Origin of the sequence: Aminobacter sp. J44 (assembly GCF_007829415.1) — a bacterium.
Lineage (GTDB): Bacteria > Pseudomonadota > Alphaproteobacteria > Rhizobiales > Rhizobiaceae > Aerobium.
The window spans coordinates 15,006-32,464 of the sequence record NZ_VLJG01000012.1 but is presented as its reverse complement, the minus strand read 5'-3'; the positions used below and the strand labels follow the sequence as shown (position 1 = coordinate 32,464).

Here is a 17,459-nt window from a genome sequence, read left to right as displayed (position 1 = left end):
CCTTTTTTCTATCGCCTGGCTATGGAAAGAACCGCGCAATGAGTGAACATCACCATCAAGACGAAGCTCTCTGGCCGCCGGTCGACCCGATCAAGGCCGGTCTTTCCGGCCACTGCCCGCGCTGCGGGCAGGGACGCCTGTTCAAGGGCTTTCTGTCGGTCGGCGAACGCTGTGGCGTCTGCCGGCTCGACTACTCCTTTGCCGATTCCGGCGACGGTCCGGTCGTCTTCGTCATTCTGTTGATTGGCTTCCTCGTCTGCGGCCTCGCCCTGTGGCTGGAGGTCTCCTACAATCCGCCGCTCTGGCTGCACTTCGTGCTGTGGGTGCCGATGATCGTTATCCTCGGCCTGATGGCGCTCAGGATGCTGAAGGGCCTGCTGATCGTTCTTCAGTACCGCAACAAGGCCGCGGAAGGCCGCCTCGGAGACCGGCAATGACCCAGGCCGGCACTGCCCGCGGCGGCTGGGGTCTGCGGCAGGTCGTATTCCTGGCCGCGGCGCTGGTCGCGCTGGCGATCCTCCTCGGCCTCGGCACCTGGCAGGTGCAGCGCCTGGGCTGGAAGGAGAACCTGATCGCGACGATCGAGCAGCGCGTTACCTCGGAGCCTCGCCCCCTTGCGGAGATCGAGCAGCTCGTCGCCTCGGAAGGCGATGTCGACTACTGGCCGGTCACGGTGGAAGGCACCTTCCGCCACGAGGGTGAGCGTCACTTCTTCGCGACCCACGAGGGCAAGTCCGGTTACTACATATACACGCCGCTCGAATTGCAGGATGGCCGCCTGCTGTTCGTCAATCGCGGCTTTGTCCCTTTCGACCTCAAGGATGTCTCGAAGCGCCAGGGGGGGCAGGTGAGGGGCTTCGTGCGCATCACTGGCCTTGCGCGCAACGAGCTCGACGGCAAGCCATCGATGATGGTGCCCGACAACGACCCGGCGAAGAACGTCTTCTACTGGAAGGACCTGCAGGCGATGGCCGGGACTTCCGGTGTCGGCCAGCCGGATAACTATCTCCGCTTTTTCGTCGATGCCGACGATACGCCTAACCCGGGCGGGCTGCCGGTCGGCGGGGTGACGATGATCAGCCTGCCGAACAGCCATCTTGAGTACGCGCTCACCTGGTACAGCCTTGCCGCGGTGCTGGTGGGTGTCCTTGCTGTATGGCTGGTGCGCCAGCGCAAAACTTGACATCGCGGGCCGGCAGACGCCATCTGCCTTCCGTGAACAGGCACGATTTGGACATGTCGATGAAAACTCCGTTGACCATCAGGCTCTGCAACCCGCGCGGCTTCTGCGCCGGCGTGGATCGGGCCATCCAGATCGTGGTGCTTGCGCTGAAGAAATACGGCGCGCCGGTCTATGTCCGCCACGAGATCGTCCACAACAAGTATGTGGTCGAGGGGCTGGAAGCCAAGGGCGCGATCTTCGTCGAGGAACTCGACGAGATCCCGGCGGAACATCATTCGCAGCCGGTGGTGTTTTCCGCCCACGGCGTGCCGAAGTCGGTGCCGGCGGATGCCGAGCAGCGCAACCTGTTCTATCTGGACGCGACCTGCCCGCTCGTGTCCAAGGTGCACAAGCAGGCGATGCGCCATGAGCGCCAGGGCCGCCATGTGCTGCTGATTGGACATGCGGGCCACCCCGAAGTTATCGGCACGATGGGCCAGCTGCCGGAAGGCTCGGTGACGCTTGTCGAGACCGAGGCTGACGCTATGGCCATCCAGCCGAACGATCCGGACGCGCTCGGCTTCGTCACGCAGACGACACTCTCGGTGGACGATACCGACGGCATTATCCGTGTGCTGAAGCAGCGCTTCCCGAACATCCAGGCGCCGGCGGCCGAATCGATCTGCTATGCGACCACGAACCGGCAGGAAGCGGTGAAGTACGCGGCACCCGGCACCGACCTCTTCCTCGTCGTCGGTGCGCCGAACTCTTCGAACTCCAAGCGCCTCGTCGAGGTCGCTGAGCGGGCTGGCGCGAAGCGCAGCATGTTGGTGCAGCGCGCCGATGAAATCCCTTGGGGCGAGATCGAGGACATTTCCGTTCTCGGCCTGTCCGCGGGTGCCTCGGCGCCGGAACTGATCGTCGATGAGATCATCAATGCCTTCCGCGATCGCTTCGACGTCACCGTCGAGCTGGCGGTCACTGCCGAAGAGACCGAAAACTTCCCCGTCAACCGCGTGTTGCGCGACGTCGAGCTGACGGCCGCCGACATGGCTTTCGTCAACGGAAACGCCTGACCCACATGGCCGTCTACACCGACATCACCGAGCAAGAGCTTGGCGCATTCCTGCGCGACTACGACATTGGCGATCTGCTGTCCTACAAGGGCATCGCCGAGGGCACGGAAAACTCGAACTTCCTGCTGCACACGACCATGGCGTCCTACATCCTGACGCTCTACGAAAAGCGCGTCGACCGCAACGACCTGCCGTTCTTCCTCGGCCTGATGGAACATCTGGCCACGCGCGACGTCACCTGCCCGCTGCCGGTGAAGCGCAATGACGGCAGCCTGATCGGCGACCTTGCCGGGCGCCCTGCAGCGATCATCACCTTCCTCGAAGGCATGTGGCCGCGCCGACCGACAGCCGTCCACTGCCGCGCGGTCGGCGAGGCGCTGGCAAAGCTGCATGTCGCGGGAGCTGACTTTGCACTGAAGCGCGCGAACGCGCTTTCAGTACCGGGCTGGAAGACGCTGTGGGACAGCTGCCATGAGCGCGCCGACGAGGTCGAGAAGGGTCTGGTGGCCGAAGTCGATGCCGACTTTGCCGCCATCTCCTCGGCATGGCCGCAGGACCTGCCGGCGGGCGTGATTCACGCCGACCTGTTTCCAGACAACGTCTTCTTCCTCGGCGACGAGCTGTCGGGGCTGATCGACTTCTACTTCGCCTGCAACGATTTCTTCGCCTACGATCTGGCGATCTGCCTCAATGCCTGGTGCTTTGAGCGCGACCATTCGTTCAACCTGACTAAGGGCACGGCGATGCTTGCTGGCTACCAGAGCATCCGGCCGCTGCAGAAGGAGGAGGTCGAGGCACTGCCGCTGCTGTGCCGTGGCGCGTCGCTGCGTTTCATGCTGACCCGCCTTTACGACTGGCTGCACGGTCCGAACGGCGCGCTGGTGCAGAAGCGCGATCCGCTCGAGTATGTGCGCAAGATGCGGTTCCACCGCCAGATAGCCTCGGCCAGCGAATACGGCCTCGAGAGCAAATGAAGCGCGTTGAAATCTTTACTGACGGTGCTTGCTCGGGAAATCCAGGTCCCGGCGGCTGGGGCGCGATCCTGCGCTTCAACGGCGTGACCAAGGAACTGAATGGCGGCGAGGCCGAGACGACCAACAACCGCATGGAACTGCTGGCCGCCATCACGGCGCTCAATGCGCTCAAGGAGCCGTGCGAGGTCGATCTCTATACCGACAGCAAGTATGTGATGGACGGCATCTCCGGCTGGATCCATGGCTGGAAGCGCAACGGATGGCGCACGGCCGACAAGAAGCCGGTCAAGAATGCCGAGCTTTGGCAGGCGCTCGACGAGGCGACGCGTCGCCACAAGATCCACTGGAACTGGGTGAAGGGCCACGCTGGACATCCGGAGAACGAGCGCGCCGACGAACTGGCGCGCCTCGGCATGGAGCCTTTCAAGAAGAGATAGGCGAAGGCCGCGCCCATAAGGACGCGGCCAACTGCAATCAGCTATCAGAGCTGCTGGAGAATCGTGGCGGCACCCGACGCGTCGACGCCAGCGCCTTCCTCGATGTTGAGCGACTTGACCACACCATCCTCGACGATCATCGAGAAGCGGCGGTTGCGCAGGCCAAGGCCACGCTCCGACAGATCGAACTCGAGGCCGGCGGCCTTGGCGAACTGGGCGCTGCCGTCTGCGAGGTGCAGGATCTTGCCTTCCGCGCCGGAAAAGCGGGCCCAGGCACCCATGACGAAGGCATCGTTGACGGCGACCACGGCGACGGTGTCCACGCCCTTGGCGAGGATGGCATCGAGGTTTTCGAGGTAGCCCGGCAGGTGGTTGTTCGAGCAGGTCGGCGTGAACGCGCCGGGCACGCCGAACAGGACGACTTTCTTGCCGGCAAAGACTTCGCCCGTGGTGATCGGCTTCGGACCGTCAGCCGTCGGGGTCATGAAGGTAACGTCAGGCAGCTTCTGGCCTACAGCAATGGTCATGGAGTACCTCGAAAAATGAGAGAGCGGTTTCGTTCCCGGTCAGCGATAGCCGGGCGCAGGTCGCTTTGCAACGAAACTAACGCAGGGAGAGTTCCCCGCTGAAAGCTCCGGCGCTGGTCTGCAGCGTGTAGCGAAGGCGCTCAGGCTCCGCGCCCGGCGTGCGGAAGGCAACTGGAATGCGGAAGCGGGGCGAGGTTCCGCCGCCCGCGGAAACGAGTTCGGGCGCCTCCAGCGACAGGTTTTCGTTGCCAGCAACGAACAGGTCGAGCGCAGAAACGCCCTCGGGTAGCTGTGCATCGATGACGATTGCCTTGTCGTCGGTGCTGACGAGGTCGACGCTGAGATTCTCCGCGGCAGGGGCGGGTAGGGCAGCGAAAGCCGCATCGACGATGGCTGCTTCCTCTGCGGCGTCCGCATTATCGCCGAGCGACAGCGTCAGCTCCGCTTGCACGGGAATGCAGATCGTCTCGCAGACGCCCAAGAAGGTATGGGCGGTCACGTCCTGGGCGTGGGCGACGCCTTCCGGCAGGCGGAAGGTGAGGGCAAGGGCAACGGGTTCGTCGTAGCCGGCCCACTGGGCATAGCCGTCATCGAAACGCTGCGGCACCGGAAAGCCGACCTCGACCTCGGCGTTCTTGTCCTGCACGTCGACCGACACCTGTGGCGGCACACCGGAGGAACCGGGGTCCAGCCAGTAAGTTTTCCAGCCCGGAGCCAGGTCGATCTGCAGCGCGCCCCTGACCAGACCGTCAGGACCGGGCTCGCCGGCTGTGACGAAACGGATGGCTCCTCCCTCGACCTGATACCACTCGCTTGACGCGGAAAAGGCGGGCGAGGCGAGCAGCAGGACCGGAGATGCGAGTGCAAGGAGGCGGATCATGGACATGGTACGGAACATTGTCTTTCACGCTGCATTAGGCAATCAGGGCGGCCTCGCAAGAGCATCATAAATGTGTGAGTGTAGTGACTGCACGAATTGTGTGCTGGCCAACCAAGCGCGAAAAGCAGTAGCTTCATGTCGATGAGCTTGATGGGTTCGAAAATGAAAGCCAAGAGCGGCTTCCTCGATCACCAGTTCCTGGTCGCCATGCCGGGCATGCAGGACGAGCGCTTTGCGCGGTCGGTGATCTACATGTGCGCCCACAGCGAAGAGGGCGCCATGGGCATCATCATCAACCAGGTGCAGGAACTCCAGTTCCCCGACCTGATGGTGCAACTTGGCATTCTCGACGAGAAGCAGGCGATCCGCCTGCCGTCGCCGGCCCGCGACATCATCATCCGCAATGGCGGCCCGGTGGACCGCAGCAGGGGCTTCGTGCTCCACAGCGACGACTACATGGTCGAATCCACCATGCCGGTCTCCGACGATATCTGCCTGACCGCGACAGTCGACATTCTCCGCGCGATTTCCTCAGGCCGCGGCCCGCGCCACGCGCTGATGGCGCTCGGTTATTCCGGGTGGGGTGCGGGGCAGCTGGAGGATGAGATCGCGCAGAATGGCTGGCTGACCTGCCCGGCGAATACCGAACTGTTGTTCGACGCCGATATCGACCACAAGTACGAGCGGATTCTCGCGTCGATCGGCATCAATCCGATGCACCTGAGTTCGCAGGCCGGTCACGCCTGAGCGCCGTCCCTGAAACGCCGGGGCGGCTTTTCCCTAATCAGACCTGAACCAGCGGATACTGCTCCTTGAGGAGCTTCATTGCCACGTCTGACGTCAGCGGCGGGCCAAACAGGAAGCTCTGAACGTATTCGCAGCCCATCTGACGCAGCTCGAGCGCGTCGTTCTCGTCGGCAACGCCTTCGGCGACAACCGACAGGCCGAGATCGTGCGCCATGTTGACCATGGAGCGCAGCAACACCGAGCGCTTCGGGCTGGTGTCGTCGATGAAGCTGCGGTCGATCTTGATCGTGTCGAACGGGAAGCGCGTCAGGTAGGACAGCGACGAGTAGCCGGTACCGAAATCGTCGAGCGACAGGCCGACGCCAAGCTGCTTGAGGCGCGACAGGACGTGGGCCGACTGCTCCGGATTGTCCATCACCAGCGATTCCGTCAGCTCCAGCCGGAAGCAGCGCGGGTTGAGGCCGGCGCGGGCGACGACAGAGCGGACGTCGCTGATGAGGTCGCGGCGGATGAGCTGCCGGCTAGACAGGTTGACCGAAACGGACAGCGGCACGTCGCCGATCTGCTTGAGCCAGGAGGCAAGGTCGTCAGCCGCCTGCTGCATCGCGAACAGGCCGAGCTGGACGATGAGGCCGCAGGACTCGGCCACCGGGATGAAGTCTGACGGCGGGATCGAGCCGCGGCGCGGGTGCTCCCAGCGCAGCAGCGCCTCGAAGCCGGCGACCGAGCGGTCCTCTAGACGGACGATCGGCTGATAGACGAGACGCAGTTCCTGACGCTCGACGGCCCGGCGCAGGTCCGATTCCAGTTGCAGCCGGTCGGTGCCCACGGAGCGGAAGGCCGGGCGGAACGGCTCGATGCGGTCGCCGCCGAAGCGCTTGGCCTGATACATGGCAAGCTCGGCGTCCTTCACCATGTCCTCGGCGCTCGACTGCGACGAGTTCCACGAGACGAGGCCGATCGAGGCGGCGAGGATGATCTCGCGCTTGGCGAAGGTGATCGGCAGGTTGATCGCCTGCTTCACAGCTTCGGCCACGTCGGCGATGCGCTGCGAGTTCTGCTCCGACAGGATCAGCATGGCGAACTGGTCGCCGGCAAAACGCGAGAGCGAGTCGCCGGGTTTCAGCAGCCGGTGCAGGCGGCGGGAAATCGTCAGGAGGATCGTGTCGCCGCCCGAAATGCCAAGGCCCTCGTTGACCATCTTGAAGCGGTCGAGGTCGATCACGAGCACCGTCGGGCGCACGTTCTCCTCGGTCTTGGCGATCGAGATGACGGCTTCGAGGCGGTTCAGGAAAAGCTCGCGCGAGGGCAGGCCGGTGAGGTTGTCGTGGACGGCGTCGTGCAGCAGGCGCTCTTCCGCTTTCTTCTGCTCGGTGACGTCGACCAGCGTGCCGACGCAGCGGATGATCTCGCCGTCGGAGCCGATGACCGGACGCGCGCGCAGCGTGAACCAGTGATAGTGCCCGTCGGCGCCGCGCAGGCGGAACGACTGCGAGATGCGGCCGCGCCGGTGCTCGAGGATCACGTCCAGCGTGGTGCGGAAGGTGTCGCGGTCGTCGGCGTGCAGCGCAGGCAGCCAAAGGCGCGCAGCGCCGTGCAGCGCGCCGGGCTCGAGGCCGATCATGCGGCTGACATCCGGCTTGGTGATGACGCGGTCGCGCAGCACATCCCAGTCCCAGACGATGTCGCCGGAGCCGGTGACCGCGAGCGCTTGGCGCTCCATGTCGCTGAACAGGCCCTGGTGCAGGGCGCCGCCGGCAAAGGCGTGCTGCATGACGGTGAAGCCGATCAGCAGGATGATGAGGACGAGGCCGCCGGTCAGAGCCGACTGGACAATGTCGTTGGCGAGCGAGCCGGTGACGGCGAGCCAGCCGCCGGCGAGCCAGACCAGGATCATCAGCCAGCTGGGCACCAGCATAATGGCGCGGTCATAGCCCTGGAACGACAGGTAGGCGATGATGCCGAGGCCGACGACGGCGGTGAGCGCAAACGAGAAGCGGGCAATGCCGGCCGCGACAGCCGGGTCGAAATAGGCGACGCCCGCAAGCAGGCAGAGCGCCAGCACCCAGGCGGCCGTGCCGTAGCTGAAATGCAGATGCCAGCGGTTGAGGTTGAGGTAGGTGAACAGGAACACGACCAGCGTCGCAGCAAGCGCCACCTCCGTGCCCGCGCGCCACAGCCGCGCATCCTGCGCCGAGATCGACAGCATCTGGTTGAGGAAGCCGAAGTCGATGCAGATATAGGCGAGCACCGCCCAGGAAAGCGCCGCGGTGGCCGGGAACATCGACGTTCCCTTGACCACGAACAGGATGGTCAGGAACAGCGCCAGCAGGCCCGCGATGCCGATGACGATGCCTCGGAACAGCGTGTAGGAGTTGATGGTGTCCTTGTAGGCCTCCGGCTCCCAAAGATAGACCTGCGGCAGGTTCGGCGTGGACAGTTCGGCGATGAAGGTGACGATCGAGCCGGGGTTGAGCGTGACAAGGAAGACGTCGGCGTCGCGGCTCGGCTGGCGGTCGAGCGCGAAGCCCTCGCTCGGCGTGATCGCCGCGATGCGGTTGGAGCCGAGATCCGGCCACGCAAGTCCCGAGCCGACCAGGCGGTAGTGCGGCGCCACGATCAGGCGGTCGATCTGTTCGTCGGTGGTGTTGGCGAGGGCGAATACGGCCCAGTCACCCGTCGAACGCTCATCGAGCGCGCTCACCTCGATGCGGCGGACGATGCCGTCGAGGCCCGGGGCTGTGGATACCTGAAAGTTTTCGCCCTGGTCGCGGTAGATTTCCACAGCGCGCGAGAGGTCGAGGGCAACATCGTTCTTCGAGATCGTGATCGGCTCAATCGCCATCGCCGGCAGCAGGGGCAACGCGAAGAGAAGCACCAGCGCCGCGCAGACAGAGGAGAGCGCCGTTCGAACCGTTGATCTCACCGATCAGCCTCTTGTTTCATTGGCCCTGCGGTCATCCGCGATCAGGGCGTAGATGAAGTGATCCTGCCAGACGCCATTGATGCGCAGGTAGGAGCGCAACAGGCCTTCGCGCGTAAATCCGGCTTTTTGAAGCACATGAATGGAACGTGCGTTTGAGGGAATACAGGCCGCCTCGATCCGGTGCAACCTCATCTGGTCGAACGCATAGGAAATCAGGGCCTGAATGGCGTCCTGCATGTAGCCTTTGCCGGCGTAGCGCTCTCCCATCCAGTAGCCGATCTGCGCGGTCTGAGCCACGCCGTAGCGGATGTTGCCGATGGTGATGCCCCCCACCATCCGGTTCTCTTCGTTCTCGAAGATCAGGTAGGCGATGGCCGATCCGGCGGCATATTCCTGCCGGTAGGGGTTGTTCCAGCCGCTGCGATGCAGCTCGTCGGGAGCCCAGCGTGGCTCCCACGGCTCAAGGAAGGCGCGGCTGTCACGGCGCAGCGCCGCCCATTCGCGATAATCGGAGGGGCGTGGAAAGCGGAGCGTGGCACGCTTCCCCTTCAGCACCGGAGGTTCGCGGCGGAGGAAGGGGAAGTCGAACACGCGCAGTGCCCGGCACCTAGACGGCGAGCTTGCGCTCGACCGGGGAGGGCAGGGCGCTGCTGATCGCCTCGTAGGCGGGCAGCTTGCTGACGGGGCCGACCGCGGCAATCGTCGGTCGGGTCGAGAACAGCCGCTGCGACAGGTCGCGGAGGCGCTCGACGGTGAGCGCGCCGAGGCGCGTCATCAGCTCGTCCTTGTCCACAGGCTTGCCGAACAGCAGCATCTGCCGGGCGATCTGCGAGGCGCGGCTTGCCGCGCTTTCCTCGGACATGATCAGGCCGGCGCGGTATTGCGCGCGGGCCCGGTCAAGCTCTTCCTGGGTGATGTTCTCGCCGGCGCGCTGCAGCTCCTTGGCGATGACCGGGACCAGCTTGGCGATGCCGCCCTTGTCGGTCGCGGCGTGGATTCCGAAGATGCCGGTGTCGGAAAAGCCCCAGTGGAACGCGTAGACCGAGTAACAGAGGCCGCGCTTCTCACGCACTTCCTGAAACAGGCGTGACGACATGCCGCCGCCGAGGATCATCGACAGAACCTGCGAGGCGTAGAAGTCGCGGACGTGGTAGGCGCGGCCCTCGAAGCCGAGCACGACCTGCGCGTCCATCAGGTCGCGCACCTCGCGGAAGTCTCCGCCGACATATTTCGCCGGCTGCGGGTCCTCGACCTGCGCATGCGGACGGAAGGTGCCGAACTTCTTTTCGACCTCGCGCACGAACTCGTCGTGGGTAACGCCACCGGCGGCGACCACGACCATGCGGTCGGCGCCGTACTGGCGCTCGATGAAGGCGCGCAGATCCTGCGAGGTGAAGGACTGCACCGTCTCGGGCGTGCCGAGTATCGAGCGGCCGAGCGTCTGGTTGAGAAAGGCGGTCTCGGTGAAGCGGTCGAACACGATGTCGTCAGGCGTGTCGTGCGCCGCACCGATTTCCTGCAGGATGACATGCTGTTCGCGCTCGAGCTCCATCGGATCGAACTTCGAATCCGTGAGGATGTCGGCAAGCAGGTCGATGGCGAGCGGGACGTTGTCCTTCAGCACGCGGGCATAGAAGGACGTTGATTCAACGCTGGTGGCGGCGTTGATCTCGCCGCCCACATCTTCGATTTCCGAGGCGATCTTCCAGGCGCTGCGGCTTCCGGTACCTTTGAAAGCCATGTGTTCGAGAAGATGGGCGAGGCCGTGCTCGTCGTCGCGCTCGTTGCGAGCACCCGACTTTACCCAAACTCCCAAAGCGACGGATTCGAAATTCGGAATGGTTTCGGTTGCGACTGTCAGGCCGTTCGACAGACGGCTTACCTCAACACCCATATAGTCTGAACTCCCTAGACTTGGGTCGCCCTTGTCAGACGGCCAATATGATCTTCCACCATTTTCGGGTCCGATGGAAGCACCGTAAACTTCTCATCCCGCTCCATCAGATTGCCAAGCCACAGCGGAAGCGCGGGCGAGATGCCGGAGGCCTTTTCCACCGCTGCGGGGAACTTCGCCGGATGAGCCGTCGACAGGACGATCATCGGCGCGGCCGACGAAGCCTGCTCGCGCGCAACCTTGATGGCGGTCGCGGTGTGCGGGTCGGCGAGGTAGCCGGACGATTCGAGCACGCTGCGGATGGTTGCCGCGGTCTCGTCCATCGAGGAGCGGCCAGCCGAGAATTCGGCGCGGATGCGCTCAAGCTCGTCCGCGGCAATCGTGAACTGGCCGGACTGCTTGAGGCTCTGCATGTAGCGGACGACCGTGTCCGCATTGCGGCCGGCTGCTTCGAACAGCAGGCGCTCGAAGTTGGACGACACCTGGATGTCCATCGACGGCGAAGTCGTCTCAATGACGCCGCGCGTCTCATAGATGCCAGTCGCGAGCGTACGCGCGAGGATGTCGTTATCGTTGGTGGCGATCACCAGCTTCTCGATCGGCAGGCCCATGCGCTTCGCTGCATAGCCGGCGAAGATGTCGCCGAAATTGCCAGTCGGAACCGTGAAGGAAACCGGACGGTCCGGTGCGCCGACGGAAAGGGCCGACGAGAAGTAGTAGACGATCTGGGCCATGATGCGCGCCCAGTTGATCGAGTTGACACCTGCCAACTGTACGCGGTCGCGGAATGCATGGTTGTTGAACATGCCCTTCACGAGGTCTTGGCAGTCGTCGAAGTTGCCCTCAACGGCGATAGCATGGACGTTCGGCGCGCTCGACGTCGTCATCTGGCGCTGCTGCACCGGCGAGACGCGGTTGTGCGGGAACAGGATGAAGATGTCGGTGCGGTCGCGGCCGCCGAAGGCTTCAATCGCGGCGCCGCCAGTGTCGCCCGAGGTGGCGCCGGCAATGGTCGCACGCTGGCCGCGCTCGGCAAGCACATGGTCCATCAGCCGCGCAAGCAGCTGCATCGCGACGTCCTTGAACGCCAGCGTGGGGCCATGGAAAAGCTCGAGGATGAACTCGTTCGGGCCGGTCTGGACGATCGGGCAGACCGCGTCGTGGCGGAAGGTGGCGTAGGCCTCGTGCACGATGCGCGATAAGGTCTCGGCCTCGATCTCCCCGTCGACGAACGGGGTGAGAAGCTTGACCGCGAGCTCGGGGTAGGAAAGGCCGCGCAGCGAGCGGATCTCGTCGGCCGTCAGCGTCGGCCATTCGGCGGGCACGTAGAGGCCGCCGTCGCGCGCCAGCCCTGCCAGCAGTACATCGCGAAAACCGAGTTCGGGCGCGCTGCCCCTTGTGCTCACATAGCGCATATCGGACTGTCCATTTTGTCGAAGACGATGATGTTTGGGTAAAAACCGCAAACGCCCCGTCGCATTTTCGTTGGCGCGTTGGTATAGAACGGCAGCTTTGCTGTAGGGAAGTGCAGTTTATGGTGGCACGAGCATCTCGACGCGGGTCTGCCGCAGTTTTTTCCGTTCTGGGCCTGGCGCTCGCGCTTTCCGGCTGTCAGTCGAGCAATCCGCTTGCTGCACTCGGCGGCGGCGCGAGCGAGCAACAGCAGGTGCAGCAGACGATCCCGGAGGGGAAGGTCACGGCCGATGAGCTGCTGGCCTACTGCCCGGCGGTTTCGATGCGCGAGCGCAACGCGGTGCACGACACCTACCAGCGCGGCGGTGATGGTGACCCGTCGAAGCTGGTCTACCGCGCGATGATTTCCGATGCGACCCGCGCCTGCACCTATGGCAACGGCATGACCAACATGACGATCGCGGTCGCGGGCAGGGTCATTCCGGGTCCGGTCGGCGCCGTCGGCACCGTCCAGCTGCCGCTGCAGATCACCATCTACCGCGACAACGAGGTCATCGACGAGCGGACGATTAATCATCAGGTCGCCATCTCCGATACCGTCGGCGCGACGCAGTTCATGCTGACCGACACCTCGGTTTCGATGCCCAATCCGGATCAGCGCAACATCCGCATCCTGATCGGCTTCAAGCAGCCGAAGTAATCCGGCAAACGCTCCGGCATTTCCGCGGGGGCCGCGGAAATGCTCTTCGCGCGTGCGGCTGACGCTCACGCGTCTTCCGACCATTCCGACAGTGCGGCGAGCACCGCAGGGAAATCCGCCCAGCGGCGGATGACGGTTTCCGCGCCTGCTTCCATCAACAGGTCCGCATGGCCGGGATGCGTGTGCGACGCGCCGGTGAAGCCGATAACGCGCATGCCCGCAGCCTTGGCACCTGCGATGCCGTGCACCGAATCCTCAATCACGAAGCAGCGCTTCGGGTTCGCTTCCATCTTCTCGGCCGCGTAAAGGAACACGTCCGGTGCCGGCTTCGGCCGGGCGGACGGAGTTTCGAGTGAGGAAAAGATCACGTCCTTGAAGTAGGGCGCGAGGTTGGTGCGCGCCAGCATCGCGTTGATCCGGTCCTTGGCCGAGTTTGAGCAGATGCAGCGTTTGCCGGTGACCGAGCCAACAGCCGCATGCACGCCCTCGATCGGCTTCACCTCGGTTGCAAGCCGGCGGTCGACCAGCTTCTCGGCCTCGTCGATCAGCGTCGCCTGGAACAGCTGCTGCGATTCCTGCTCGATGCGCAGCATGATCTCCTTGAAGGTCAGGCCCGCATAGACGCGAGCAAGGTCTTCCGGCTCGATCGGGTAGCCGGCCCTGGTCAGCAGCTCGGCTTCGACGCGCGCGGCGATGATTTCGGAGTCCACGAGGACGCCGTCGCAGTCGAAGATGACGAGATCGATTTCTGACATAGGCGCTACTCCAGCAAATTCGCGATCAGGCCGCGCCGCTTACACCATGCGCGCCGCGCCGGCAAATTTTCGAGGTTCACCAAAAATTTACGCTGCTCGGTAACCATAACGGACAGTAAACCAGTAAGCGTTTTTCGGTGTCCCATGTCAGCAGTGCGTCCTTTCCACGAGCTTTCCTCAGTCGCTCCTGCAGCCCAGTGGCTCGACACGATCCTGAAAGGGGATTGTGTGGCGGCGCTGAACCGCTTGCCGGAGAAGTCGGTCGACGTGATTTTCGCTGACCCTCCCTACAACCTGCAGCTCGACGGCGACCTGCACCGTCCGGACCAGTCCAAGGTCGACGCGGTCGACGACGAGTGGGACCAGTTCGAGAGCTTCGAGGCCTACGACGCCTTCACCCGCGCCTGGCTGCTGGCCGCGCGCCGCGTGCTGAAGCCGGAAGGCACGATCTGGGTCATCGGTTCGTACCACAACATTTTCCGCGTCGGCGCCATCATGCAGGATCTCGGCTTCTGGATCCTCAACGACATCATCTGGCGCAAGTCCAATCCGATGCCGAACTTCCGCGGGCGCCGGTTTCAGAACGCGCACGAGACCATGATCTGGGCTTCACGCGATCCGAAGGCAAAGGGCTACACCTTCAATTACGAGGCAATGAAGGCTGCCAACGACGACGTGCAGATGCGCTCGGACTGGCTGTTCCCGATCTGCACCGGCTCGGAGCGCCTCAAGGACGAGAACGGCGACAAGATCCACCCGACGCAGAAGCCGGAGGCGCTGCTGGCCCGCGTTCTGCTGTCTTCGACCAAGCCGGGCGACGTGGTGCTCGACCCGTTCTTCGGCTCGGGCACGACCGGTGCGGTGGCCAAGCGCCTCGGCCGTCACTTCGTCGGCGTCGAGCGCGAGCAGAAATACATCGACGCGGCCCTCGACCGCATCGCTAAGGTGCATCCGCTTGGCCATGCCGAGCTGAAAGTCATGACCGGCAAGCGCGCCGAGCCGCGTGTTGCCTTCGTCAGCCTGCTCGACAACGGCCTCATCAAGCCGGGCGCACGCCTTTATGACGCCAAGCGTCGCTACTCGGCGCAGGTCCGTGCCGACGGCACGCTCGACTGCGGCGAGCTGACCGGCTCGATCCACAAGGTCGGCGCCCATGTTCAAGGGCTCGACGCCTGCAACGGCTGGACCTTCTGGCACTACGAGCGCGAGGGCGGCCTGATGCCGATCGATGAACTGCGCCGTATCGTCCGCCTGAGCATGGAGAAGGCCGGGGCGTAAGGGCCTGGACCGCGAGACGAATATGGAAAAGGGTCGCTGATGCGGCCCTTTTTCTTTGGCGGGTTTTCTGAAGCGGCGTGGGTTCTTCGCCGCCGCGCCCGCTTCACAGTTCCGGCATGGATGCCCGTGTCGAGCACGGGCATGACGAAGTGGATATGTATTTTCCCTCGCTTCGTTCGCCGTATCCGTGAGCGGAGTACACTACAGTGCCCGTTATTGCCGAACGTCTCACCCATCGTCATACCCCGGCTTGACCGGGGTATCCATGCCTGAACGGCGAAGCGGCCACGGCGGTGCAGAAATTGCAGTCGGTTTCTCCCCCGACGGCAGCCGTTCCTACAGCACTCCGTAGCGCTGCAAATCCGCGCGGAAGGCAGGCGCACTGGTGAAGAGCACCGCATTCCAGCCGACGGCCTTTGCACCCTCGACATTGGCCGCACTGTCATCGACGAACAGCGTGGCCGACGGCTCCAAGCCGAAGGTTTCGGTGTGTAGCCGGTAGATTGCCGCATCCGGCTTGATGAGCTTGACCTCGCCAGAGACGGTGACGCCGCGCGGCTTCTTCAGGAACGGGAATTTTTCCTTGGCCTCCGCGAAGGTGTCCGCCGCGAAGTTGGTGAGCATCGTGACGTCGTGACCCTTTTCGAGGAGCTCCTCGAGGATCGCGACCGTGTCGTCATAGGCGTGCGAGACCATCTCGTGCCAGTAGCGGCGGAAGCTGCGGATGAGCTCTTCCTTTTCCGGATGCTCGGCGATCAGCAGCGCCTCGGCTTCCTCCCATGTGCGGCCGCGGTCCTGTTCGAGATTCCATTCATGCGTGCAGATGGTGGCGAAGAACTCAGCGCGCTCCTCGTCGTCGGGGATCAGCCGCCGAAAGGGAAGGTTCGGATCGTAGTGGATCAGCACCTTGCCGATGTCGAACACGATGTGACGAATCTCGTTCATTTTGATCCTTTCAGACGGAGCCGGTTTCGGGTTGCGCCGGGTATTGCTGCCTCGATTGCCTTCTTCATCACGGTCGGGAGTGCCTCGCCGGGTATCTCGTCCGGCGACGACCACCACGCACCCGCCGGCGTCGGGAAGGCATCGCCGTCGGCGCGCCAGACCGAAAGCGCCAGCTCGAAATGCGTGAAGACGTGACGAACTGCTCCCGCCGGGCGCCAGTTTGCAGGAAACGGCGCGCCCGCGACAGTGGTGTCACCGTCCTGGCGCGATGTCCAGCCGGTGGTGGGCGGCTCGCTCATGCCGCCGAGAAGGCCGGAGTTGGGCCGGGTGCGCAGCAGGATCGCGCCGTCGTCGCGCACGGCAACGAAGGCCGCGCCCTGCCGCAACGGCTTTTCCTTCTTCGCGGCCTTGACCGGATAAAACTCCGGATCGCCCTGGCTGAGCGCGGTGCAGGATTCGTTGACCGGGCAGAGCATGCATTTTGGCCGCTTCGGCGAGCAGATGGTGGCGCCGAGGTCCATCATCGCCTGGGCAAAGTCGCCGGGACGGTCGTGCGGAAGAATTTGAGCGACGCGCGCCTTGATCTCCGGCTTGGCGGCGGGGAGGGGGGTGGCGATGGCATAGAGGCGCGAGATGACGCGCTCGATATTGCCGTCGACAACGGCGGCTGGCCGGTTGAAGGCGATGGCCGCGATGGCGGCCGTGTAGGGGCCGATGCCGGGCAGTGCCCGCAGCCCTTCCTCGGAGTCGGGAAAGACGCCGCCGTACTTTTCTGCCACTTCCTCGGCGCAGGCTTTCAGGTTGCGGGCGCGCGAATAATAGCCGAGCCCGGCCCAGGCCTTCATCACGTCGGCGGTGTCGGCGGCAGCCAGTTCTTTCACGTCCGGCCACTGCTCGACGAAGCGGGTAAAGTACGCCTTCACGGCCTCCACCGTGGTCTGCTGCAGCATCACCTCCGACAGCCAGACGCTGTAGGGATCGGGTTGCACGCCTTCGCGCAGCGCGCGCGGCGACGTGCGCCACGGCAATTCCCGGTGGTGCGCGTCATACCAATCCAGTAATGCCGGGGCGACCTGATTTGCGCCGCGATTGATGCTAGTGTGCGCCTTCATTCAAACATTCGCCTGACCGCAACGGAGAAAGCTCATGGCAGGGAAAAGCGACCGCGGCAATGCCGTGCCGGTTAGCGACCTCGCTGCAAGCCTGCTCGATCCGCTGTTGCGCAAGCGCGCCGGCATCAATATCGGCCTGGTGCAGTCGTGGGAGGAGATCGCCGGGCCCCGCCTCGCGGCGGTGACAAGGCCCGAAAAGATCGTCTGGCCGCGCCGGCTGCACGAGGACGACCCGTTCGAGCCGGCAACGCTGGTCATTGCCTGCGACGGCTCGGCCGCCTTCCGGCTGCAGCATGAAACGGGCGAGATCATCGCGCGCGTCAACGCCTTCCTTGGTTTCATGGCGGTTGCCCGCATCAAGATCGTGCAGAAGTCGGTGGCGCCGCAGGTCAAGCCGAAGCCGAAGCTGCGTCCCCTGAGCGGGGCCGAGGAAAAGCGGCTCGACGGCATGGTCAGCGGCATCGAGGATGATGGGTTGCGCGAGTCGCTGGCGAAGCTCGGCCGCTCGATGCTGGGCGAGCGATCCTGAGCCTCACCTATTTTCGCGCATTCGTGAACATCGGCGAGCGGGATTGGATTGGAAAGCCCCGGAATTTGCCTTATTCGGCGTCATGTAATTTTTTAGAGCGCAGC

At 64.1% G+C, this 17,459-nt stretch carries 18 protein-coding genes; 9 read left to right on the top strand and 9 right to left on the bottom strand.

The genetic code is table 11. The features are described from left to right. The first annotated feature begins 38 nt into the window (after positions 1-38). The 5 genes from L610_RS06165 to rnhA are packed head-to-tail and all read left to right on the top strand — an operon-like array spanning position 39 to position 3,649. Positions 39-437, top strand: a complete 399-nt coding sequence (locus L610_RS06165; RefSeq protein WP_144703489.1) for a DUF983 domain-containing protein — start codon at positions 39-41, stop codon at positions 435-437. Then, positions 434-1,183 carry an SURF1 family protein gene (locus tag L610_RS06160; protein ID WP_144703486.1) on the top strand — a complete coding sequence of 250 codons (750 nt, stop codon included), beginning with the start codon at positions 434-436 and terminating at the stop codon, positions 1,181-1,183. The genes L610_RS06165 and L610_RS06160 overlap by 4 nt, the downstream gene beginning before the upstream one ends. A gap of 53 nt (positions 1,184-1,236) precedes the next feature. Next, positions 1,237-2,238, top strand: a complete 1,002-nt coding sequence (gene ispH / locus L610_RS06155; RefSeq protein WP_144703482.1) for a 4-hydroxy-3-methylbut-2-enyl diphosphate reductase — start codon at positions 1,237-1,239, stop codon at positions 2,236-2,238. Between the two features lie 5 nt (positions 2,239-2,243). After that, positions 2,244-3,212, top strand: coding sequence for a homoserine kinase (locus L610_RS06150; RefSeq protein ID WP_144703479.1), 969 nt, complete (start codon positions 2,244-2,246; stop codon positions 3,210-3,212). Then, on the top strand, positions 3,209-3,649 hold the full coding sequence (rnhA, locus tag L610_RS06145) for a ribonuclease HI (RefSeq protein ID WP_024848222.1): 441 nt from the start codon (positions 3,209-3,211) through the stop codon (positions 3,647-3,649). The genes L610_RS06150 and rnhA overlap by 4 nt, the downstream gene beginning before the upstream one ends. A 44-nt stretch (positions 3,650-3,693) precedes the next feature. On the opposite strand, the gene L610_RS06140 is transcribed toward rnhA, so the two are convergent. After that, on the bottom strand, positions 3,694-4,176 hold the full coding sequence (locus L610_RS06140; protein WP_144703476.1) for a peroxiredoxin: 483 nt from the start codon (positions 4,174-4,176) through the stop codon (positions 3,694-3,696). 76 nt (positions 4,177-4,252) lie between these two features. Further along, entirely contained in the window at positions 4,253-5,074 is an 822-nt protein-coding gene (locus L610_RS06135) for a protein-disulfide reductase DsbD domain-containing protein (protein ID WP_144703473.1), read from the bottom strand. A gap of 144 nt (positions 5,075-5,218) precedes the next feature. Between L610_RS06135 and L610_RS06130 the strand changes: the two genes are divergently transcribed. Further along, the gene (locus L610_RS06130) at positions 5,219-5,803 is read left to right on the top strand and encodes a YqgE/AlgH family protein (RefSeq protein WP_245263709.1); all 585 of its coding nucleotides are present in this window, start codon (positions 5,219-5,221) and stop codon (positions 5,801-5,803) included. 37 nt (positions 5,804-5,840) lie between these two features. On the opposite strand, the gene L610_RS06125 is transcribed toward L610_RS06130, so the two are convergent. From L610_RS06125 to thrC, 4 genes are all read right to left on the bottom strand, one after another. Next, entirely contained in the window at positions 5,841-8,648 is a 2,808-nt protein-coding gene (locus tag L610_RS06125; RefSeq protein ID WP_144703719.1) for an EAL domain-containing protein, read from the bottom strand. Between the two features lie 84 nt (positions 8,649-8,732). After that, on the bottom strand, positions 8,733-9,320 hold the full coding sequence (locus tag L610_RS06120; RefSeq protein WP_144703470.1) for a GNAT family N-acetyltransferase: 588 nt from the start codon (positions 9,318-9,320) through the stop codon (positions 8,733-8,735). Positions 9,321-9,336: 16 nt separating this feature from the next. Continuing rightward, positions 9,337-10,623 (bottom strand): pitrilysin family protein, encoded by a 1,287-nt coding sequence (locus tag L610_RS06115; RefSeq protein WP_024848228.1) that lies wholly within the window; start codon positions 10,621-10,623, stop codon positions 9,337-9,339. Between the two features lie 14 nt (positions 10,624-10,637). Further along, complete coding sequence (thrC, locus tag L610_RS06110) at positions 10,638-12,038, bottom strand: threonine synthase (protein ID WP_144703466.1); 1,401 nt, start codon at positions 12,036-12,038, stop codon at positions 10,638-10,640. A gap of 119 nt (positions 12,039-12,157) precedes the next feature. Here thrC and L610_RS06105 point away from each other — a divergent pair, with 119 nt between their 5' ends. Continuing rightward, positions 12,158-12,736: a hypothetical protein gene (locus L610_RS06105; RefSeq protein WP_144703463.1), complete on the top strand. Its 579-nt coding sequence runs from the start codon at positions 12,158-12,160 to the stop codon at positions 12,734-12,736. A gap of 65 nt (positions 12,737-12,801) precedes the next feature. Here L610_RS06105 and L610_RS06100 read toward each other — a convergent pair whose 3' ends face one another. Beyond that, a complete protein-coding gene (locus L610_RS06100) occupies positions 12,802-13,491 on the bottom strand; it encodes an HAD family phosphatase (RefSeq protein ID WP_144703460.1) in 690 nt (229 codons plus the stop codon). A gap of 144 nt (positions 13,492-13,635) precedes the next feature. Between L610_RS06100 and L610_RS06095 the strand changes: the two genes are divergently transcribed. Next, a complete protein-coding gene (locus L610_RS06095) occupies positions 13,636-14,769 on the top strand; it encodes a site-specific DNA-methyltransferase (RefSeq protein ID WP_144703457.1) in 1,134 nt (377 codons plus the stop codon). A 336-nt stretch (positions 14,770-15,105) separates the two neighbouring features. On the opposite strand, the gene L610_RS06090 is transcribed toward L610_RS06095, so the two are convergent. Beyond that, on the bottom strand, positions 15,106-15,714 hold the full coding sequence (locus tag L610_RS06090) for an HAD family phosphatase (protein ID WP_144703454.1): 609 nt from the start codon (positions 15,712-15,714) through the stop codon (positions 15,106-15,108). Further along, positions 15,711-16,826: an A/G-specific adenine glycosylase gene (gene mutY / locus L610_RS06085; RefSeq protein ID WP_144703451.1), complete on the bottom strand. Its 1,116-nt coding sequence runs from the start codon at positions 16,824-16,826 to the stop codon at positions 15,711-15,713. Before mutY ends, L610_RS06090 begins: the two co-directional genes overlap by 4 nt. A 34-nt stretch (positions 16,827-16,860) precedes the next feature. Between mutY and L610_RS06080 the strand changes: the two genes are divergently transcribed. Next, on the top strand, positions 16,861-17,355 hold the full coding sequence (locus L610_RS06080; protein WP_024848235.1) for a DUF721 domain-containing protein: 495 nt from the start codon (positions 16,861-16,863) through the stop codon (positions 17,353-17,355). Positions 17,356-17,459 lie beyond the last annotated feature (104 nt).

What these genes read in the sequence shown, in the direction of transcription:
- L610_RS06165 (WP_144703489.1), top strand. Translation starts at nt 39, where the DNA reads ATGAGTGAACATCACCATCAAGACGAAGCTCTCTGGCCGCCGGTCGAC.
- L610_RS06135 (WP_144703473.1), bottom strand. Translation starts at nt 5,074, where the DNA reads ATGTTCCGTACCATGTCCATGATCCGCCTCCTTGCACTCGCATCTCCG.
- L610_RS06115 (WP_024848228.1), bottom strand. Translation starts at nt 10,623, where the DNA reads ATGGGTGTTGAGGTAAGCCGTCTGTCGAACGGCCTGACAGTCGCAACC.
- L610_RS06100 (WP_144703460.1), bottom strand. Translation starts at nt 13,491, where the DNA reads ATGTCAGAAATCGATCTCGTCATCTTCGACTGCGACGGCGTCCTCGTG.
- mutY (WP_144703451.1), bottom strand. Translation starts at nt 16,826, where the DNA reads ATGAAGGCGCACACTAGCATCAATCGCGGCGCAAATCAGGTCGCCCCG.
- L610_RS06090 (WP_144703454.1), bottom strand. Translation starts at nt 15,714, where the DNA reads ATGAACGAGATTCGTCACATCGTGTTCGACATCGGCAAGGTGCTGATC.
- L610_RS06160 (WP_144703486.1), top strand. Translation starts at nt 434, where the DNA reads ATGACCCAGGCCGGCACTGCCCGCGGCGGCTGGGGTCTGCGGCAGGTC.
- L610_RS06105 (WP_144703463.1), top strand. Translation starts at nt 12,158, where the DNA reads ATGGTGGCACGAGCATCTCGACGCGGGTCTGCCGCAGTTTTTTCCGTT.
- L610_RS06125 (WP_144703719.1), bottom strand. Translation starts at nt 8,648, where the DNA reads ATGGCGATTGAGCCGATCACGATCTCGAAGAACGATGTTGCCCTCGAC.
- L610_RS06140 (WP_144703476.1), bottom strand. Translation starts at nt 4,176, where the DNA reads ATGACCATTGCTGTAGGCCAGAAGCTGCCTGACGTTACCTTCATGACC.
- L610_RS06150 (WP_144703479.1), top strand. Translation starts at nt 2,244, where the DNA reads ATGGCCGTCTACACCGACATCACCGAGCAAGAGCTTGGCGCATTCCTG.
- L610_RS06080 (WP_024848235.1), top strand. Translation starts at nt 16,861, where the DNA reads ATGGCAGGGAAAAGCGACCGCGGCAATGCCGTGCCGGTTAGCGACCTC.
- thrC (WP_144703466.1), bottom strand. Translation starts at nt 12,038, where the DNA reads ATGCGCTATGTGAGCACAAGGGGCAGCGCGCCCGAACTCGGTTTTCGC.
- rnhA (WP_024848222.1), top strand. Translation starts at nt 3,209, where the DNA reads ATGAAGCGCGTTGAAATCTTTACTGACGGTGCTTGCTCGGGAAATCCA.
- L610_RS06095 (WP_144703457.1), top strand. Translation starts at nt 13,636, where the DNA reads ATGTCAGCAGTGCGTCCTTTCCACGAGCTTTCCTCAGTCGCTCCTGCA.
- ispH (WP_144703482.1), top strand. Translation starts at nt 1,237, where the DNA reads ATGTCGATGAAAACTCCGTTGACCATCAGGCTCTGCAACCCGCGCGGC.
- L610_RS06130 (WP_245263709.1), top strand. Translation starts at nt 5,219, where the DNA reads ATGAAAGCCAAGAGCGGCTTCCTCGATCACCAGTTCCTGGTCGCCATG.